Here is a 14,183-nt window from a genome sequence, read left to right as displayed (position 1 = left end):
CATGCCCGCCCCCGCAAGCGAGAACACGGGCGTCGAGGACGCCGCCATCCTGCTGATGTCCCTGGGCGAGGAGGAGGCCGCCGAGGTCTTCAAGCACCTGGGGCCGAAGGAGGTGCAGCGCATCGGCGAGGCCATCGCGAAGATGAAGGCCGTCTCGCGCGACCGCGTCGACAAGGTGCTCGACACCTTCGACACCATCGCCGCCAACGAGCACTCGCTGGTCAACGACACCGACGAATACGTCAAGGCCGTGCTGCGCAAGGCGCTGGGCGACGACAAGGCGCAGCTGCTGATCGACCGCATCCTGCAGGGCGGCGACACCTCGGGCATCGAGAGCCTGAAGTGGATGGACCCGGGCTCGGTGGCGGAGCTGCTGCGCAACGAGCACCCGCAGATCGTGGCCGCGATCCTGGTGCACCTGGACTTCGACCAGAGCGCCGACGTGCTCAAGCAGTTCACCGAGCGCCAGCGCAACGAGGTGATGGTGCGCATCGCCACGCTCGACGGCATCCAGCCGACCGCGCTGAAGGATCTGAACGAGGTGATGAGCAAGGTGCTGGCCGGCGGCGAGCGCATGAAGAAGAGCAACCTCGGCGGCGTCAAGGCCGCGGCCGAGATCCTGAACATGCTGGGCAGCGCCGCCGAGACCTCGGTGCTGGACTTCGTGCGCGAGGCCGACAACGAGCTGGCGCAGAAGATCATGGACAACATGTTCACCTTCGACGACCTCGACAAGCTCGACGACAAGGGCATCCAGACGCTGATGAAGGAAGTGCAGAGCGAGTCGCTGATCATCGCGCTCAAGGGCGCGACGCCGGCCCTGCGCGAGAAGATCTTCCGCAACATGAGCAGCCGTGCGGCCGAGACGCTGAAGGAAGACCTCGAGTCGCGCGGCCCGGTCCGGCTGTCGGAAGTGGAGGCCGAGCAGAAGGAAATGCTGAAGATCGTGCGGCGCCTCGCCGACGAAGGCCAGATCCAGTTGAGCACCGGCGGCGATGAGCAGTTCCTCTAAGCCCCCGTTCCACCGCAACGTGCCGCCGCCGCAGGGCGGCAAGCCGGCGAGCGCCTACACGCGCTTCATCCCGCGCGAGGAGCTCGGCGACTTCGCGGCCTGGAAGCCCGGCAGCTTCGCCGGCGGCGCGCCCGAGGAACCCGTGGCCGCGCCCGAGCCCGAGCTGCCGGCCGAGCCCAGCGCCGCCGAGTGGGAAGCCCGCATCGCGGCCGCCCGCCAGGCCGGCTACCAGGACGGCTACCGCGACGGCCTGGTGGCGCTGGAAGGCTTCAAGCAGAGCTTCGCCCAGCAGGCCACGGCCCAGGTGGGCGCCATCGTGCGCAGCTTCGACGCCCAGCTCGACCGCCTCGACCAGGAACTGGCCGGCGCCGTGGCGCGCACCGCGGTGCAGCTGGCGCGCCAGGTGCTGCGCAGCGAGCTGCAGACGCAGCCCGACCTGGTGGCCACGGTGGCCGCCGAAGCCGTGAACAACGTGCTGCTGAGCGCCCGCCACATCACGGTGCAGGTGCACCCGCTGGACCTGCCGCTGGTGGCCGAGGGCGCCGAGGAGGCGCTGAAGGCGCGCGGCGCGCGGCTGCTGGCCAACAAGGCCATCGAGCGCGGCGGCGTGCTGGTGGAAAGCGACGTCGGCGCGGTCGACGCGCGCGTGGCCACGCGCTGGGCGCAGGCCGCGGCCAACCTGGGCAACGAGACCGACTGGCATGCCGACGACATCGGCAAGGACAGCCACCCCGACGGAGACACGCCGTGATCGCCGCCCACACGCCGCCGCTGGACAGCCGCGAGAAGAAGTGGTCGCGCTACCTCGGCGACCTGCAGGACTACGCCGCCGTGCCGCAGCCGCTGGAAGCCGTGGGCACGCTGCTGCGCGTGACCGGTCTCGTGCTCGAAGCCGCGGGCGTGCGCGTGCCGGTGGGCTCGGTGTGCGAGATCACGCAGCCCGGGCAGCCGCCGGTGCTCGCCGAGGTGGTGGGCTTCAACGGCGACCGCGCCTTCCTGATGCCCACCGGCGACCTGCACGGCCTGGCCAGCGGCGCCCGCGTGGTGCCGCGCCCGGCGCCGCGCGTGCCGCCGAAGTTCGGCCGCGAGAACCACCCCTGGCGCCGCAGCGAGGACCGCGGCCTGCACCTGCCGATGGGCGACGGCCTGCTCGGCCGCGTCGTCGACGCGCAAGGCCAGCCGATGGACCGCGGCGGCGCGCTGGAAGGCGTGCACGCCGAGCCCATGATCCGCCGCCCCATCAACGCGATGGACCGCGACCCCGTGCGGCAGCCGCTGGACACCGGCGTGCGCAGCATCAACGCGCTGCTCACGGTGGGCCGCGGCCAGCGCCTGGGCCTGTTCGCGGGCACCGGCGTCGGCAAGTCGGTGCTGATGGGCATGATGGCGCGCTACACGCAGGCCGACGTCATCGTCGTCGGGCTGATCGGCGAGCGCGGCCGCGAGGTGAAGGAATTCATCGAGGACATCCTCGGCGACGAGGGCCGCGCGCGCAGCGTGGTCGTGGCGGCGCCGGCCGACGCACCGCCGCTGGTGCGCATGCAGGGCGCGAACTACGCCACCGCCATCGCCGAGCACTTCCGCGACCGCGGCCGCCACGTGCTGCTGCTGATGGACAGCCTGACGCGCTACGCGATGGCGCAGCGCGAGATCGCGCTGGCCATCGGCGAGCCGCCGGCCACCAAGGGCTACCCGCCGAGCTGCTTCGCCAAGCTGCCGCAGCTGGTGGAGCGCTCGGGCAACGGGCTGAACGGCGTCGGCTCGATCACCGCGTTCTACACCGTGCTGAGCGAGGGCGACGACCAGCAGGACCCGATCGCCGATGCGGCGCGCGGCATCCTGGACGGCCACATCGTGCTCAGCCGCGAACTGGCCGAGGCCGGCCACTACCCGGCCATCGACGTCGAGCGCTCGATCTCGCGCGTGATGACGGCGGTGGCCCCGCGTGAACATGTGCACGCAGCGCGCCGCATGCGCCAGCTGCTGGCCAAGTACAACAAGGCACGCGACCTGATCCAGCTCGGCGCCTACGCGCCCGGGCACGACGCCGAGCTCGATCTCGCGGTGCGCCTGCAGCCGCAGATCACGCAGTTGCTGCAGCAGGACATGCACGAGAGCGCGCCGCTGGACCTGTGCCGCAGGCAGCTGTGCGCCATCACCGGAGCCACCCCATGACCCAGTCCCTTGGCACCGTGCTGCAGCACGCCGAGAAGGAACGCGACCAGGCCCAGGCCGCGCTGCGCCGCGCCGAAGAGCATGCGCGCCGCGCCCGTGCGCAGGCCGAGCAGCTGCAGGGCTACCGCGCCGACTACCAGCGCCGCTGGACGCAGCAGTTCAGCCGCCAGGGCACGATGGACATCGTGCAGTGCTACCAGAGCTTCACGCAGCGTCTGGACGAGGCGCTGGCGCAGCAGACCACGCTGGCGCAGCACGCCGACGCCGGCGTGGAGCGCATGCGCCAGGCGCTGATCGCGGCCGAGACCCGCGTGGCGTCGGTGCGCAAGCTGATCGAACGCCGCCAGGCCGAGCAGCGCCTGGCCCACGACCGGCGCGAGCAGCGCCAGACCGACGAGACCGCCCAGCAGATCCGCTGGCGCCAGGTGCAGGCTGCGCAGGCCGACCACGCGGCGCGCGCCGACCTCGCCGAGTCCGCACCGCACTGAACCCGCCGCCACCATGCTCAACAGCTCCATCGCCGCACTGCCTTCCTTGACACCGGCACCGCCCGCTGCCACGGCCAACCCGGGCAGCGCGGGCACCGCCGCCGGCGAGCCCGGCGCCTTCGCCCGGCAGCTCGAACGCGCCCATGCGGGCGAAGGCACGACAGGCGACGCACCGTCGCAGGCAGCGGCGCCGTCGCAGGTGCAGCCGCAGTCGCAGGCGGCCGCCGATGCCGCGACCACGCGCATGCGCACGGACAACGAACGCCTGCAGCGCCAGGCCCGCCAGGACAAGGCCGAGAAGGCCGGCGCGCGCCCGCCCGACGCCCGCGCGCAGACCGCTGCCGAATCCGGCAGCGAGAAGTCGACCGCCGCCTCGGAAGCGGCCGAGGCGGGCGACGCCGGCGTGGCCGACGACACGTCCGCCAGCACCCCCGCCACCGACGCCGCCGTGCTGCTGGCCTCGCTGCTGAACCGGGCCGTGCCCGGCGGCGCGGCAGCCCGCGGCGGTGCAGACGCCGCCCGCAACGCCGCCGCAGCCGATGGCCGCCGCGCAGCGGCCGACGTCGGAGCCGTGCCGGCCGGTGCAGCCGGCGCCGCCGAGGCCCTCGACGGCGCCGGCAGCGGCCTCGGCGGCAACGCCGCGGCGCTGCGCGCCGGCCGCGACGGCACCGGCCCGGCGCAGCCGCCCGCCGGCGCCGAGACACCGGCCTTCACGCTGCCGGCAGGCACCGCCCTGCCCGGCATGCAGGCCGCCGGCGCCACCCACACCGCCACGCAGGAGGTGGCCGCCACGCCTGCGCCGTACGCGGCGCAGATCCAGGCGCCCGTGGGCTCGCCCGACTTCGCACCCGGCCTCAGCGCCCAGGTCAGCGTGATGCTGCGCGACGGCCTGCAGGAAGCGCGGCTGCAGCTGAACCCGGCCGAGATGGGGCCGATCACGGTGCAGATCCAGATCGACGGCAGCACCGCCCAGGTCACGATGACGGCCGAGCAGGCGCCCACGCGCAACGCGCTGGAGCAGGCCATGCCGTCGCTGGCGGGCGCGCTGCGCGAGGAGGGCCTCACGCTCACCGGCGGCGGCGTCTTCGAGCAGCCGCGCCAGGCCCAGGGCGACGCCGCCCCGGCGCCGCAGGCCGGCACGCGCGGCAGCGGCCGCCCCGACGGCGACGCCGCGCCCGCAGCCCCGGTGCCAGCCGGCGCGCCACGCGGCATCGTCGACGTCTTCGCCTGACCGGCAGCTGCCGCGGCACGGGTCCGCCGGGCCCGATTCAGCCGGGTTTGTGGCCGCTTATCCGGGCTTTCGGCCCGGGGGTCCCCTCGAATAATGGTTGCATGCACAGCCCAGGTCGGACACCGACCGGACGGCCGTGCGTGCACGCCACGAAGGAGAACCCATGTCCGCCGCCGCAGCCACCGCCGATGCACCCCCGCCGAAGGGCAAGAAGAAGCTGCTGATCATCGTCGGCGCCGCCGTGCTGGTGGTGGTGCTGGCCGTCGTGGCGCTGCTGATGATGAAGAAGAGCGCGCCGGCCGACGACGAGGAGGCCGCCGAGCAGACCGCGCCGGCCAAGGCCGCCGTCAAGCACGACCCCAAGGCCGTGCCCACCTTCGTGCCGCTGGACCCCTTCACCGTGAACCTGGCCGACCGCGACGCCGAGCGCTACGCGCAGGTGGGCATCACGCTGGAAGTGGGCGACACCGCGACCGGCGACCAGATCAAGGCCTACATGCCGGCCATCCGCAACAACATCCTGCTCGTGCTGGCCGAGAAGACCGCCGCGCAGATGATGGACCGCGAAGGCAAGGTCAAGCTGGCCGGGCAGATCCAGCGCGAGACCTCGCGCGCCATGGGCTACGAGGTCGAGGAGCCGGAAGAGGATGCCGCGGACGATGAGGCGCCGAAGAAGAAGAAGAGGAAGAAGGCCGCGGCGCCGGCGCTGCCCGTGACCGGCGTGCACTTCTCCAACTTCATCATCCAGTAAGTCTCGAAGCCCGAGATGAACCAGCAGATCCTTTCGCAAGACGAGGTCGATGCCCTGCTGCAGGGCATCACCGGCGAGAGCCAGAAGCTCGAGCAGGAAGACACCGGCACCGGTGGCGGCATCCGCGACTACGACCTCGCGGCGCAGGAGCGCATCGTGCGCGGCCGCATGCCGACGATGGAGGTCATCAACGAGCGCTTCGCCCGCAACATCCGCGTCGGCCTGTTCAACCTGATCCGCAAGAGCCCGGAAGTCTCGATCGGCGGCATCAAGGTGCAGAAGTTCAGCGCCTTCCTGCGCGAGATCGTGGTGCCGACCAACTTCAACATCGTCACCGTGAAGCCGCTGCGCGGCAGCGGGCTCATCGTCTGCGACCCGAACCTGGTGTTCGCGGTGATCGACAGCCTGTTCGGCGGCGCCGGCAAGTTCCACACCCGCATCGAGGGCCGCGACTTCAGCCCGACCGAGCTGCGCGTGATTCTGCGCCTGGTCGAGACCATCACCACCGAATACAAGAAGGCCTGGCACGGCATCTACCCGGTGGAGCTGGAGTACCAGCGCTCGGAGATGCAGCCGCAGTTCGCCAACATCGCCACGCCCAGCGAGATCGTGGTCTCCACGGCCTTCACGCTGGAGATCGGCGAGACCAGCGGCGCGGTGCACTTCTGCGTGCCCTACAGCACGCTGGAGCCGATCCGCGACGTCCTGTACTCCACCATCCAGGGCGATTCGTCCGAGCCCGACCGGCGCTGGGTGAAGCTGCTGGAGCACCAGATCCAGGCCGCCACGGTGGACCTGGTGGTCGAGCTGGCGCAGGCCCCGGCCACGGTGGAGCAGCTGCTGTCGTTCAAGCCCGGCGACTTCATCGAGCTCGACCTCGACCCGATGGTGCAGGCCAAGGTCGATGGCGTGCCGGTGCTCGACTGCCACTACGGCACCTCGAACGGCCGCTACTCGGTCAAGGTCGACAAACTGATCACCAGCTCCACGCTGAGCTGGCTGGGAGATTCACGCAATGGCTGACCCGAACGCACAGATGTCCGAAGAGGACCGCATGGCCGCCGAATGGGCGGCCGCGCTGGAAGAGACCAAGGACGCCGGCAACGTCGCGTCGGAGGTGGCCACCGCCGCCGAGAGCGTGGCACCGGCCTCGTTCGCCAACTTCACGCCCACCGGCGCGGTGAACGGCACGGCCAACGACATCAACATGATCCTGGACATCCCGGTCCAGCTGACCGTGGAGCTGGGCCGCACGCGCATCCCGATCAAGCACATCCTGCAACTCGCGCAGGGCTCGGTGGTGGAGCTCGACGCGATGGCCGGCGAGCCGATGGACGTGCTCGTCAACGGCTACCTGATCGCGCAGGGCGAGGTGGTGGTGGTGAACGACAAGTTCGGCATCCGACTCACCGACATCGTGACCCCGAGCGAGCGCATGCGTCGTCTCTCGAGAACATGAGCCCCCACGCTCCCTACCGGTCGCTGCCCCCCGAGGGGGCGCTTGCGACGGGCCGGCCGAGCCGGACCCTGGCAAGAGCTTGATCCACACCATGAACGCTGGTCTCCATTCCTTTCTCTGGTTCCTGGCCGTCATCGCCGCCATCCCGGTGGTGCTGTGGCTGGTCAAGCGCAGCAGCTTCTCGAACCCGGTGGGCAGCGCCGGCATGCGCCGCGTCGCGGTGCTGCCGCTGTCGCCGCAGCAGCGGCTGGTGACGGTGGAGGTCGGCAGCGGCGACAGCCGCTGCTGGCTGGTGCTGGGCGTCACCGGCAGCAGCATCACCACGCTGCACACCATGCTGCCGCAGGACGAGGCCACGCCGGCAACACCACTGCCGACACCGGGCACCACCTTCGCCCAACTGCTGCAACGCCTGCAAGGCCGGGGCCCCGATGCGCGCTGATTCGTTTTCCCTGCGCAGCGTGCTGCGGTCGCTGCTCGCCTTGTCGGTGTTGTCGGCAGTTTCTGCAGCGGCTTTAGCCCAGGGCACGCCCACGGCGAACGGCCTGCCGCTGATCGTCGGCCAGGGTGCCGGCGGCACCAGCTACTCGGTGCCGATCCAGACGCTGCTGTTCTTCACGGCGCTGGGCTTCATCCCGGCGCTGCTGCTGCTGATGACGGGCTTCACGCGCATCGTCATCGTGCTGAGCCTGGTGCGCCAGGCGCTGGGCACGCAGGCCGCGCCGCCCAACCAGGTCATCATCGGCATGAGCCTGTTCCTCACCTTCTTCGTGATGTCGCCGACGCTCGACCGCGTCTACGAGCAGGCCTACGCGCCCTTCGCCGCGAACCAGATCGCGTTCGACGAAGCCCTGCGCCGCGGCGAGGTGCCGATGCGCGAGTTCATGCTGAAGCAGACGCGCCAGAGCGACGTGCAGCTGTTCGCCAGGCTGGCCAAGCTGCCTGCCGACGTGAAGAGCGAGAACGTGCCGCTGCGCGTGCTGGTGCCGGCCTTCGTGACCAGCGAGCTGAAAAGCGCCTTCCAGATCGGCTTCATGATCTTCATCCCGTTCCTGATCATCGACATGATCGTGGCCAGCGTGCTGATGAGCCTGGGCATGATGATGCTGTCGCCGGTGCTCGTGGCCCTGCCCTTCAAGCTGATGCTGTTCGTGCTGGCCGACGGCTGGAACCTGCTGCTCGGCTCGCTGGCCGCCTCCTTCGTCACCTGATTCTTCATCCGAGCACCGAGCCCCCATGGACGCCACACAAGTTCTCGCCGCCGGCCAGCAGGGCCTGTACCTGCTGCTGATGGTCGCCGCCCCGGTGCTGCTCACCGTGCTGGTGGTGGGCCTGCTGGTCAGCATCTTCCAGGCCGCCACGCAGATCAACGAGGCCACGCTGAGCTTCGTGCCCAAGGTCGTCGCCGCGGTGGCGGTGCTGGGCTTCGCCGGGCCCTGGATGATGACGACGCTGGTCGAGTACCTGCAGCGCACGCTCCAGGCCATTCCGGCGGCGGTGGGCTGATCGGCCCGCGGCACGCGCTGTTCCCGGGCCCGCGATGATCAGCTTCACCGAGGCCGAGGTGCTGGCCTGGATGAACCCGCTGGTGTGGCCTTTCCTGCGCGCGCTGGCGCTGTTCACGGCGCTGCCGGTGCTGGGCACGCGCACCGTGCCCACGCGCGTGCGCATCGGCCTGGCGGCGCTGATCGCCTTTGCGGCCCAGCCCACGCTGCCGCCGATGCCGGTGGTGCCGCTCGACTCGCCGCTGGCCTTCCTGCTGGTGGCGCAGCAGGTGCTGATCGGGCTGTCGCTCGGCTTCGCGGTGCGCGTGGCCTTCGCCGCGGTGGAGTTCGCCGGCGAGACCATCGGCCTGCAGATGGGCCTGAACTTCGCCGGCTTCTTCGACCCCGTGAGCGCCGCCGCGGGCACCGCCACGAGCCGCTTCTACGGCACCACGATCGCGTGGCTGTTCATCGTCATCAACGGCCACCTGCTGGTGATCGCGGCGCTGGTGCAGAGCTTCACGGCCTTCCCCGTCGGCCCCGAGCCCTTCGCCTTCCTGAAGCAGACGCTGCCGCACCTGTGGGCCGGCGAGATCTTCAGCACCGGGCTGTGGATCGCGCTGCCGCTGATGGCGATGCTGCTCTTCGTGAACCTGGTGCTGGGCGCGATCTCGCGCGTGGCGGCGCAGATCAACATCTTCGCGATCGGCTTTCCCATCACGCTGGGCGTGGGCCTGCTCGGCATCTTCCTGACGCTGCCGGCGATGCAGGCGCCCTTCACGATGGTGCTGGAGCGGCTGCTGGCGAACTTCCAGTAGCTCCGCAGCCGCAGGCAGGTTCAGGGCTGGCGCTTGCGCAGCGCGCGCAGCTGCGCTTCGAGCTCGGCCACCAGTTGCTGCGCCGGGCCCGGCGCAGCGGCACGCGCGGCCTTGGCAGCGCCCTTCTTCGCCCTGGCCGGCTGCTGCATCTTCTGCAGCAGGTCCTCGATGCGGACGACGTGGTTGACCGGCGTGTTCTCGCCCGCGGTCACGGTGACGCTGATCTTCTTCGCGCGTGTGGCCATCTCAATGCACCTCGGTTTGCGGGATCTCGATGCGGTCGATGCCCAGCTGCGACAGCGTCAGGTCCAGCACCTCGTACGGCAGCTCGACGTCCTGCAGCGCGATCTCGCCGATCGACGTGCTGGCCCGCACGCCGTCGATGCGCAGCTCGTCGACGTGGAACGCAGCCGTCGTCGTCACCTTCAGCGTCGCCTGCAGCAAGCCGACGTCGGCGGTGGGCATCGTCGTGACCACCGGGTTGGCGATGGCGCCCACGTCGCTGCACGACACCCGCGGCAGCTGCACCTGCGGCAGCGCGAAGCCGGGCATGGTCACGCTTTTCAGCGGCAGGCCGCCGCCGGCCACGCGGCCGATGCGGACGCCCGCCAGCGACGCGGCTGGCACCTGCAGGCCTTGCACCGCGACGCCGCCCAGGCCCAGCCCGTCGAGCTGCAGGCCCCCACCGGGCGCGACCACGCCCTGGGCCTGGATGCGTTCGGCCAGCACGGCACCGAGGCTCAGTTGCTTGAGCGCGCCGACGACGGCCGTGACGTCGGGCACCACCAGCTTCGGGATGTCGAGCTGCAGGTCGGCCAGACCCGGCAGCGTGAGGTTGCCGAAGCCGATGGCCAGCTGCATCGTGCCCAGGTTCATCGTGCCCTTCTCGGTGAAGTCCACGTCGGGCAGCGGCCACGGCGCATCGATCACGATGCCCACCTGCCAGTCCAGCGCAAAGGCCATCGCCAGCACGACGCGGACGTTGCGCAACTGCGCCACGCCACTGCCGGCCTGCAGCTGCAGGTCGTTCAGGCGCAGCGTGCCGACATGCACCGGGCCGATCCTGACCTCGCCGACCTGCACCTGCTGCACGCTGGCCTGGCCGATGCTTGCGGCCGGAACCGACATCTTCATGGCGACATGCCTCCCGTGGACGCGGCGGCCAGCCGAACAGGCGGCCCGCAACGGCCCTCGGGCGCAAGTTAGCGCCCCCCGTGTGGCGCGACCTTGCTCCAGCGCAAGCGCCACACTGGACGCCGCAGCACGCCTGCGTATGCTGGGCCGCACGATCCAACTGCGCCGCGAGACCACCGCATGAACACCCTGACGAAACTGGCGCTCGGGCTGATGGGGCAATTGCAGGCCCGGCCGGTGCCCGAGGCCGCCGCCGTGGTGCTGCCGCCGCCGCAGCGCAGCGGCGGCATGCCGCTGCTCGACGCGCTGCGTCAGCGGCAGTCGTGTCGCGAATTCGACACCACGCCACTGAGCGACGCGCAGCTCTCCGACCTGCTCTGGGCTGCCGCTGGCATCAACCGCGCCGACAGCGGCGGGCGCACCGCGCCGAGCGCGATGAATGCACAGGAGGTGCAGCTCTACGCGGCGCTGCCGCACGGGCTGTTCCGCTACGACCCGGCGGCGCACGCCCTGCAGCTCGCCGTGGCCAGCGATGTGCGCCGCGTCACCGGCTACCAGGACTTCGTCGACACCGCGCCGCTGGACCTGATCTACGTTGCCAACCACGCACACATGCACCTGGTGCCGGCGGCCCAGCGCAGCCCGTTCGCCTTTGCCGCGGCAGGCGCGATGGCACAGAACGTCTACCTGTTCTGCGCCGCGCACGGGTTGGGGGCGGTCATCCGCGCCTGGTTCGACACCGCGGCGCTGTCGGCGGCGATGGGGCTGGGTGCGGACCAGCAGCTGCTGCTGTGCCAGACCGTGGGGGCGGTGAAGCCGGTCAGCGCTGCCTGAGACGCAACTGCCAGGTGCAGCGCGGGCTCAGGTCCGCTCGATGCGTGCGTAGGCGCTGTGGTTGTGGATCGACTCGAAGTTCTCGACGTCGACGCTGTAGCGCCCGATACGGGCGTCGGCATTCAGGCGCAGCGCCACGTCACGCACCAGGTCTTCGACGAACTTCGGGTTCTCGTAGGCACGTTCGGTGACCCACTTCTCGTCGGCGCGCTTGAGCATGGGCCACAGCTCGCTGCTGGCCGAGTCTTCGGCGAAGCGCACGAGCTCGTGCCACTCCACGGGCCGGGCCAGCGGATCGAGGATCTCGGCGCGCACCGTCACCAGCGAGCGCTGGTTGTGCGCGCCGTAGTCGCTGATCTCCTTGCTGCATGGGCACAGGCTCTTCACCGGCACGCCGACCTCGGCCCAGATGGCGGTGACGCCGGCACGCGTCTCGGCGATCCAGCGGCCCTGGTAGTCGAGCAGGCTCTGCAGGCCCGAGACGGGCGCGCGCTTGCGGATGAAGAAGCTGAAGGCGGCCTCGATGCGGCCTTCGGCGGCATGCAGCTTGTCGAGCATCTGCGCGTGGCGCTCGCGCAGCGTGGCGGCATCGATCGGCGCATCGAGCGCGTCGAGCCAGGCCACGAAGCGCGACATGTGCGTGCCCTTCTGCTCGGCCGGCAGCGCGACATCGAGCGACCACTGCGCCGCCGTGCTCTGCACCGCGCCGGCCACGCGCAGCTGCAGCGGGTAGCGCACGTCCTTCACGCCCACGCGCTGGATCACGAGGTGGCGTTCATCCCTTGCGCTCTGCGTGTCGGGGATGTGGAGGGCGTCGGTGAGATTGGTCATCAGGATGCGGAGGATGCCACCGAACGGGCAACAACAACGTCGCCCGGATTACACGACGCCGTTCGGTTCTTTTGAACTAGCCGTTGGCCGCCGCCAGCGTCGGCCGGCTGCCGAAACGCTGGCGGATCGACGCTTCGATGCCGGCGGCGTCCAGGCCGTAGTTGGACAGCAGCTTGGCCGGGTCGCCGTGCTCCGAGAACTCGTCGGGCAGGCCCAGCTGCAGCACCGGCACCGTGATGCCGGCCGCGGCCAGGCACTCGAGCACGGCACTGCCGGCGCCACCCATGATGCAGCCCTCTTCGACCGTGACGATGGCGTCGTGGCTGCGCGCGAGTTCCTGCACCAGGGCCTCGTCGAGCGGCTTGGCAAAGCGCATGTCGGCCACCGTGGCGTCCAGGTTCTGCGCCGCGGCCAGCGCCGGGTGCAGGATGGTGCCGAAGGCCAGGATGGCGGTGCGCGAGCCCTGCCGGCGCACCACGCCCTTGCCCCAGGGCCAGGCAGTCAGGCCGGTCTCGATCTCGGCGCCGACGCCGGCACCACGCGGGTAGCGCACGGCCACCGGGTGGTTCTGTCGGAACGCGGTGGTCAGCGCCTGGCGGCACTCGTTCTCGTCGCTGGGCGTGAGCATGCTGCAGTTGGGAATGCAGCGCACGTAGGCGATGTCGTAGGCGCCGGCATGCGTGGGGCCGTCGGCACCCACCAGGCCGGCGCGGTCGAGCGCGAACACCACCGGCAGGTTCTGCAGCGCCACGTCGTGGATCAGCTGGTCGTAGCCGCGCTGCAGGAACGTGGAGTAGATCGCCACCACCGGCTTCACGCCTTCGCAGGCCATGCCGGCGGCGAAGGTCACCGCGTGCTGCTCGGCGATGCCGACGTCGTGGTAGCGGTTCGGAAAGCGCTTGTGGAACTCGACCATGCCCGAGCCCTCGCGCATGGCCGGCGTGATGCCCACCAGGCGCTCGTCGGCCTCGGCCATGTCGCACAGCCACTGGCCGAACACCTGCGTGAAGGTGGTCTTGCTCGGGCCGGTGGCCTTCGGGAAACCTTCGGCCGGGTTGAACTTGCCGCTGGCGGCGTGGTACTTCACCGGGTCGGCTTCGGCCAGCTTGTAGCCGTAGCCCTTCTTGGTGACCACGTGCAGGAACTGCGGGCCGCGCTTGCTGCGCAGGTTCTCCAGCGTGGGGATCAGCGAATCGAGGTCGTGGCCGTCGATCGGGCCCACGTAGTTGAAGCCGAACTCCTCGAAGATCGTGCCGGGCACGACCATGCCCTTGGCGTGCTCCTCGAAGCGCCGCGCCAGCTCGAACAGCGGCGGCGCCACCTTCAGCACGCCCTTCACGCCTTCGCGCGCCGTGGCGTAGAAGTTGCCGCTCATCAGCCGCGCCAGGTACTTGTTCAGCGCGCCCACCGGCGGGCTGATCGACATGTCGTTGTCGTTCAGGATCACCAGGATGTCGGCATTGACGCCGGCATGGCTGACGCCCGCGTTGTTCAGCGCCTCGAAGGCCATGCCGGCGGTCATCGCGCCGTCGCCGATGATGGCCACGGCCTTGCGGTCCTCGCCCTTCAGCTTGGACGCCAGCGCCATGCCCAACGCGGCGCTGATGCTGGTGCTGCTGTGCGCGGTGCCGAAGCTGTCGTATTCGCTCTCGTCGCGGCGCGGGAAGCCGCCGATGCCGCCCAGCTGCCGCAGCGTGTGCATGCGGTCGCGCCGGCCGGTCAGCACCTTGTGCGGGTAGGTCTGGTGGCCCACGTCCCAGACCAGGCGGTCGTTGGGCGTGTTGAACACGTAGTGCAGGGCCACGGTGAGCTCGACCGTGCCGAGGTTGCTGCCGAGGTGGCCGCCGGTCTGGCTGACGGTGTTGAGCACGTAGTCGCGCAGTTCGCGCGCGACCTGCGGCAGCTCGGCGCGCGGCAGCCGGCGCAGATCTGCCGGGCTCTGGATCGTGTTCAGCACGTTCGTCAT

17 protein-coding genes are annotated in these 14,183 nt (G+C 70.6%); 13 read left to right on the top strand and 4 right to left on the bottom strand.

Going from position 1 to position 14,183, the window contains the following annotated elements; all coding sequences use genetic code 11:
- Position 1 precedes the first annotated feature (1 nt).
- The 12 genes from fliG (at position 2) to fliR (ending at position 9,418) form a co-directional block, all read left to right on the top strand.
- Positions 2-1,012 carry a flagellar motor switch protein FliG gene (fliG, locus tag ACPOLB_RS22700; RefSeq protein ID WP_425258314.1) on the top strand — a complete coding sequence of 337 codons (1,011 nt, stop codon included), beginning with the start codon at positions 2-4 and terminating at the stop codon, positions 1,010-1,012.
- Positions 996-1,763 carry a FliH/SctL family protein gene (locus ACPOLB_RS22695; protein ID WP_425258313.1) on the top strand — a complete coding sequence of 256 codons (768 nt, stop codon included), beginning with the start codon at positions 996-998 and terminating at the stop codon, positions 1,761-1,763. Before fliG ends, ACPOLB_RS22695 begins: the two co-directional genes overlap by 17 nt.
- Complete coding sequence (gene fliI, locus ACPOLB_RS22690) at positions 1,760-3,187, top strand: flagellar protein export ATPase FliI (protein WP_425258312.1); 1,428 nt, start codon at positions 1,760-1,762, stop codon at positions 3,185-3,187. Before ACPOLB_RS22695 ends, fliI begins: the two co-directional genes overlap by 4 nt.
- A complete protein-coding gene (gene fliJ / locus ACPOLB_RS22685; RefSeq protein ID WP_425258311.1) occupies positions 3,184-3,675 on the top strand; it encodes a flagellar export protein FliJ in 492 nt (163 codons plus the stop codon). The genes fliI and fliJ overlap by 4 nt, the downstream gene beginning before the upstream one ends.
- A gap of 13 nt (positions 3,676-3,688) precedes the next feature.
- The gene (locus ACPOLB_RS22680) at positions 3,689-4,906 is read left to right on the top strand and encodes a flagellar hook-length control protein FliK (RefSeq protein ID WP_425258310.1); all 1,218 of its coding nucleotides are present in this window, start codon (positions 3,689-3,691) and stop codon (positions 4,904-4,906) included.
- Between the two features lie 163 nt (positions 4,907-5,069).
- Positions 5,070-5,657 carry a flagellar basal body-associated FliL family protein gene (locus ACPOLB_RS22675; RefSeq protein ID WP_425258309.1) on the top strand — a complete coding sequence of 196 codons (588 nt, stop codon included), beginning with the start codon at positions 5,070-5,072 and terminating at the stop codon, positions 5,655-5,657.
- Between the two features lie 15 nt (positions 5,658-5,672).
- Entirely contained in the window at positions 5,673-6,680 is a 1,008-nt protein-coding gene (fliM, locus tag ACPOLB_RS22670) for a flagellar motor switch protein FliM (RefSeq protein WP_425258308.1), read from the top strand.
- On the top strand, positions 6,673-7,116 hold the full coding sequence (fliN, locus tag ACPOLB_RS22665; protein ID WP_425258307.1) for a flagellar motor switch protein FliN: 444 nt from the start codon (positions 6,673-6,675) through the stop codon (positions 7,114-7,116). The genes fliM and fliN overlap by 8 nt, the downstream gene beginning before the upstream one ends.
- A gap of 91 nt (positions 7,117-7,207) precedes the next feature.
- On the top strand, positions 7,208-7,558 hold the full coding sequence (locus ACPOLB_RS22660; protein WP_425258306.1) for a FliO/MopB family protein: 351 nt from the start codon (positions 7,208-7,210) through the stop codon (positions 7,556-7,558).
- Complete coding sequence (fliP, locus tag ACPOLB_RS22655) at positions 7,548-8,327, top strand: flagellar type III secretion system pore protein FliP (protein WP_425258305.1); 780 nt, start codon at positions 7,548-7,550, stop codon at positions 8,325-8,327. The genes ACPOLB_RS22660 and fliP overlap by 11 nt, the downstream gene beginning before the upstream one ends.
- 25 nt (positions 8,328-8,352) lie before the next feature.
- Positions 8,353-8,622 (top strand): flagellar biosynthesis protein FliQ, encoded by a 270-nt coding sequence (gene fliQ, locus ACPOLB_RS22650; protein ID WP_425258304.1) that lies wholly within the window; start codon positions 8,353-8,355, stop codon positions 8,620-8,622.
- Between the two features lie 34 nt (positions 8,623-8,656).
- Positions 8,657-9,418 (top strand): flagellar biosynthetic protein FliR, encoded by a 762-nt coding sequence (fliR, locus tag ACPOLB_RS22645; protein ID WP_425258303.1) that lies wholly within the window; start codon positions 8,657-8,659, stop codon positions 9,416-9,418.
- 20 nt (positions 9,419-9,438) lie between these two features.
- On the opposite strand, the gene ACPOLB_RS22640 is transcribed toward fliR, so the two are convergent.
- Together ACPOLB_RS22640 and ACPOLB_RS22635 are read right to left on the bottom strand one after the other, a co-directional pair.
- The gene (locus ACPOLB_RS22640) at positions 9,439-9,663 is read right to left on the bottom strand and encodes a hypothetical protein (protein ID WP_425258302.1); all 225 of its coding nucleotides are present in this window, start codon (positions 9,661-9,663) and stop codon (positions 9,439-9,441) included.
- Between the two features lies 1 nt (position 9,664).
- Positions 9,665-10,552: a hypothetical protein gene (locus ACPOLB_RS22635; protein WP_425258301.1), complete on the bottom strand. Its 888-nt coding sequence runs from the start codon at positions 10,550-10,552 to the stop codon at positions 9,665-9,667.
- 180 nt (positions 10,553-10,732) lie between these two features.
- Here ACPOLB_RS22635 and ACPOLB_RS22630 point away from each other — a divergent pair, with 180 nt between their 5' ends.
- Positions 10,733-11,386: a nitroreductase family protein gene (locus ACPOLB_RS22630; RefSeq protein WP_425258300.1), complete on the top strand. Its 654-nt coding sequence runs from the start codon at positions 10,733-10,735 to the stop codon at positions 11,384-11,386.
- Positions 11,387-11,413: 27 nt separating this feature from the next.
- On the opposite strand, the gene folE2 is transcribed toward ACPOLB_RS22630, so the two are convergent.
- Positions 11,414-12,217: a GTP cyclohydrolase FolE2 gene (gene folE2 / locus ACPOLB_RS22625; RefSeq protein ID WP_425258299.1), complete on the bottom strand. Its 804-nt coding sequence runs from the start codon at positions 12,215-12,217 to the stop codon at positions 11,414-11,416.
- Positions 12,218-12,293: 76 nt separating this feature from the next.
- Positions 12,294-14,183, bottom strand: coding sequence for a 1-deoxy-D-xylulose-5-phosphate synthase (dxs, locus tag ACPOLB_RS22620; RefSeq protein ID WP_425258298.1), 1,890 nt, complete (start codon positions 14,181-14,183; stop codon positions 12,294-12,296).

Origin of the sequence: Rubrivivax soli (assembly GCF_049810355.1) — a bacterium.
Lineage (GTDB): Bacteria > Pseudomonadota > Gammaproteobacteria > Burkholderiales > Burkholderiaceae_C > Rubrivivax.
Note: the sequence above shows the minus strand (reverse complement) of the source record. Positions and strands in the feature narration are given on the sequence as shown.

Bases quoted from the DNA above. Each gene is read 5' to 3' on its own strand.
- fliG (WP_425258314.1), top strand. From the start codon at position 2: ATGCCCGCCCCCGCAAGCGAGAACACGGGCGTCGAGGACGCCGCCATC.
- ACPOLB_RS22695 (WP_425258313.1), top strand. From the start codon at position 996: ATGAGCAGTTCCTCTAAGCCCCCGTTCCACCGCAACGTGCCGCCGCCG.
- fliJ (WP_425258311.1), top strand. From the start codon at position 3,184: ATGACCCAGTCCCTTGGCACCGTGCTGCAGCACGCCGAGAAGGAACGC.
- ACPOLB_RS22680 (WP_425258310.1), top strand. From the start codon at position 3,689: ATGCTCAACAGCTCCATCGCCGCACTGCCTTCCTTGACACCGGCACCG.
- ACPOLB_RS22675 (WP_425258309.1), top strand. From the start codon at position 5,070: ATGTCCGCCGCCGCAGCCACCGCCGATGCACCCCCGCCGAAGGGCAAG.
- fliM (WP_425258308.1), top strand. From the start codon at position 5,673: ATGAACCAGCAGATCCTTTCGCAAGACGAGGTCGATGCCCTGCTGCAG.
- fliN (WP_425258307.1), top strand. From the start codon at position 6,673: ATGGCTGACCCGAACGCACAGATGTCCGAAGAGGACCGCATGGCCGCC.
- ACPOLB_RS22660 (WP_425258306.1), top strand. From the start codon at position 7,208: ATGAACGCTGGTCTCCATTCCTTTCTCTGGTTCCTGGCCGTCATCGCC.
- fliP (WP_425258305.1), top strand. From the start codon at position 7,548: ATGCGCGCTGATTCGTTTTCCCTGCGCAGCGTGCTGCGGTCGCTGCTC.
- fliQ (WP_425258304.1), top strand. From the start codon at position 8,353: ATGGACGCCACACAAGTTCTCGCCGCCGGCCAGCAGGGCCTGTACCTG.
- fliR (WP_425258303.1), top strand. From the start codon at position 8,657: ATGATCAGCTTCACCGAGGCCGAGGTGCTGGCCTGGATGAACCCGCTG.
- ACPOLB_RS22640 (WP_425258302.1), bottom strand. From the start codon at position 9,663: ATGGCCACACGCGCGAAGAAGATCAGCGTCACCGTGACCGCGGGCGAG.
- ACPOLB_RS22635 (WP_425258301.1), bottom strand. From the start codon at position 10,552: ATGAAGATGTCGGTTCCGGCCGCAAGCATCGGCCAGGCCAGCGTGCAG.
- ACPOLB_RS22630 (WP_425258300.1), top strand. From the start codon at position 10,733: ATGAACACCCTGACGAAACTGGCGCTCGGGCTGATGGGGCAATTGCAG.
- folE2 (WP_425258299.1), bottom strand. From the start codon at position 12,217: ATGACCAATCTCACCGACGCCCTCCACATCCCCGACACGCAGAGCGCA.
- dxs (WP_425258298.1), bottom strand. From the start codon at position 14,183: ATGACGAACGTGCTGAACACGATCCAGAGCCCGGCAGATCTGCGCCGG.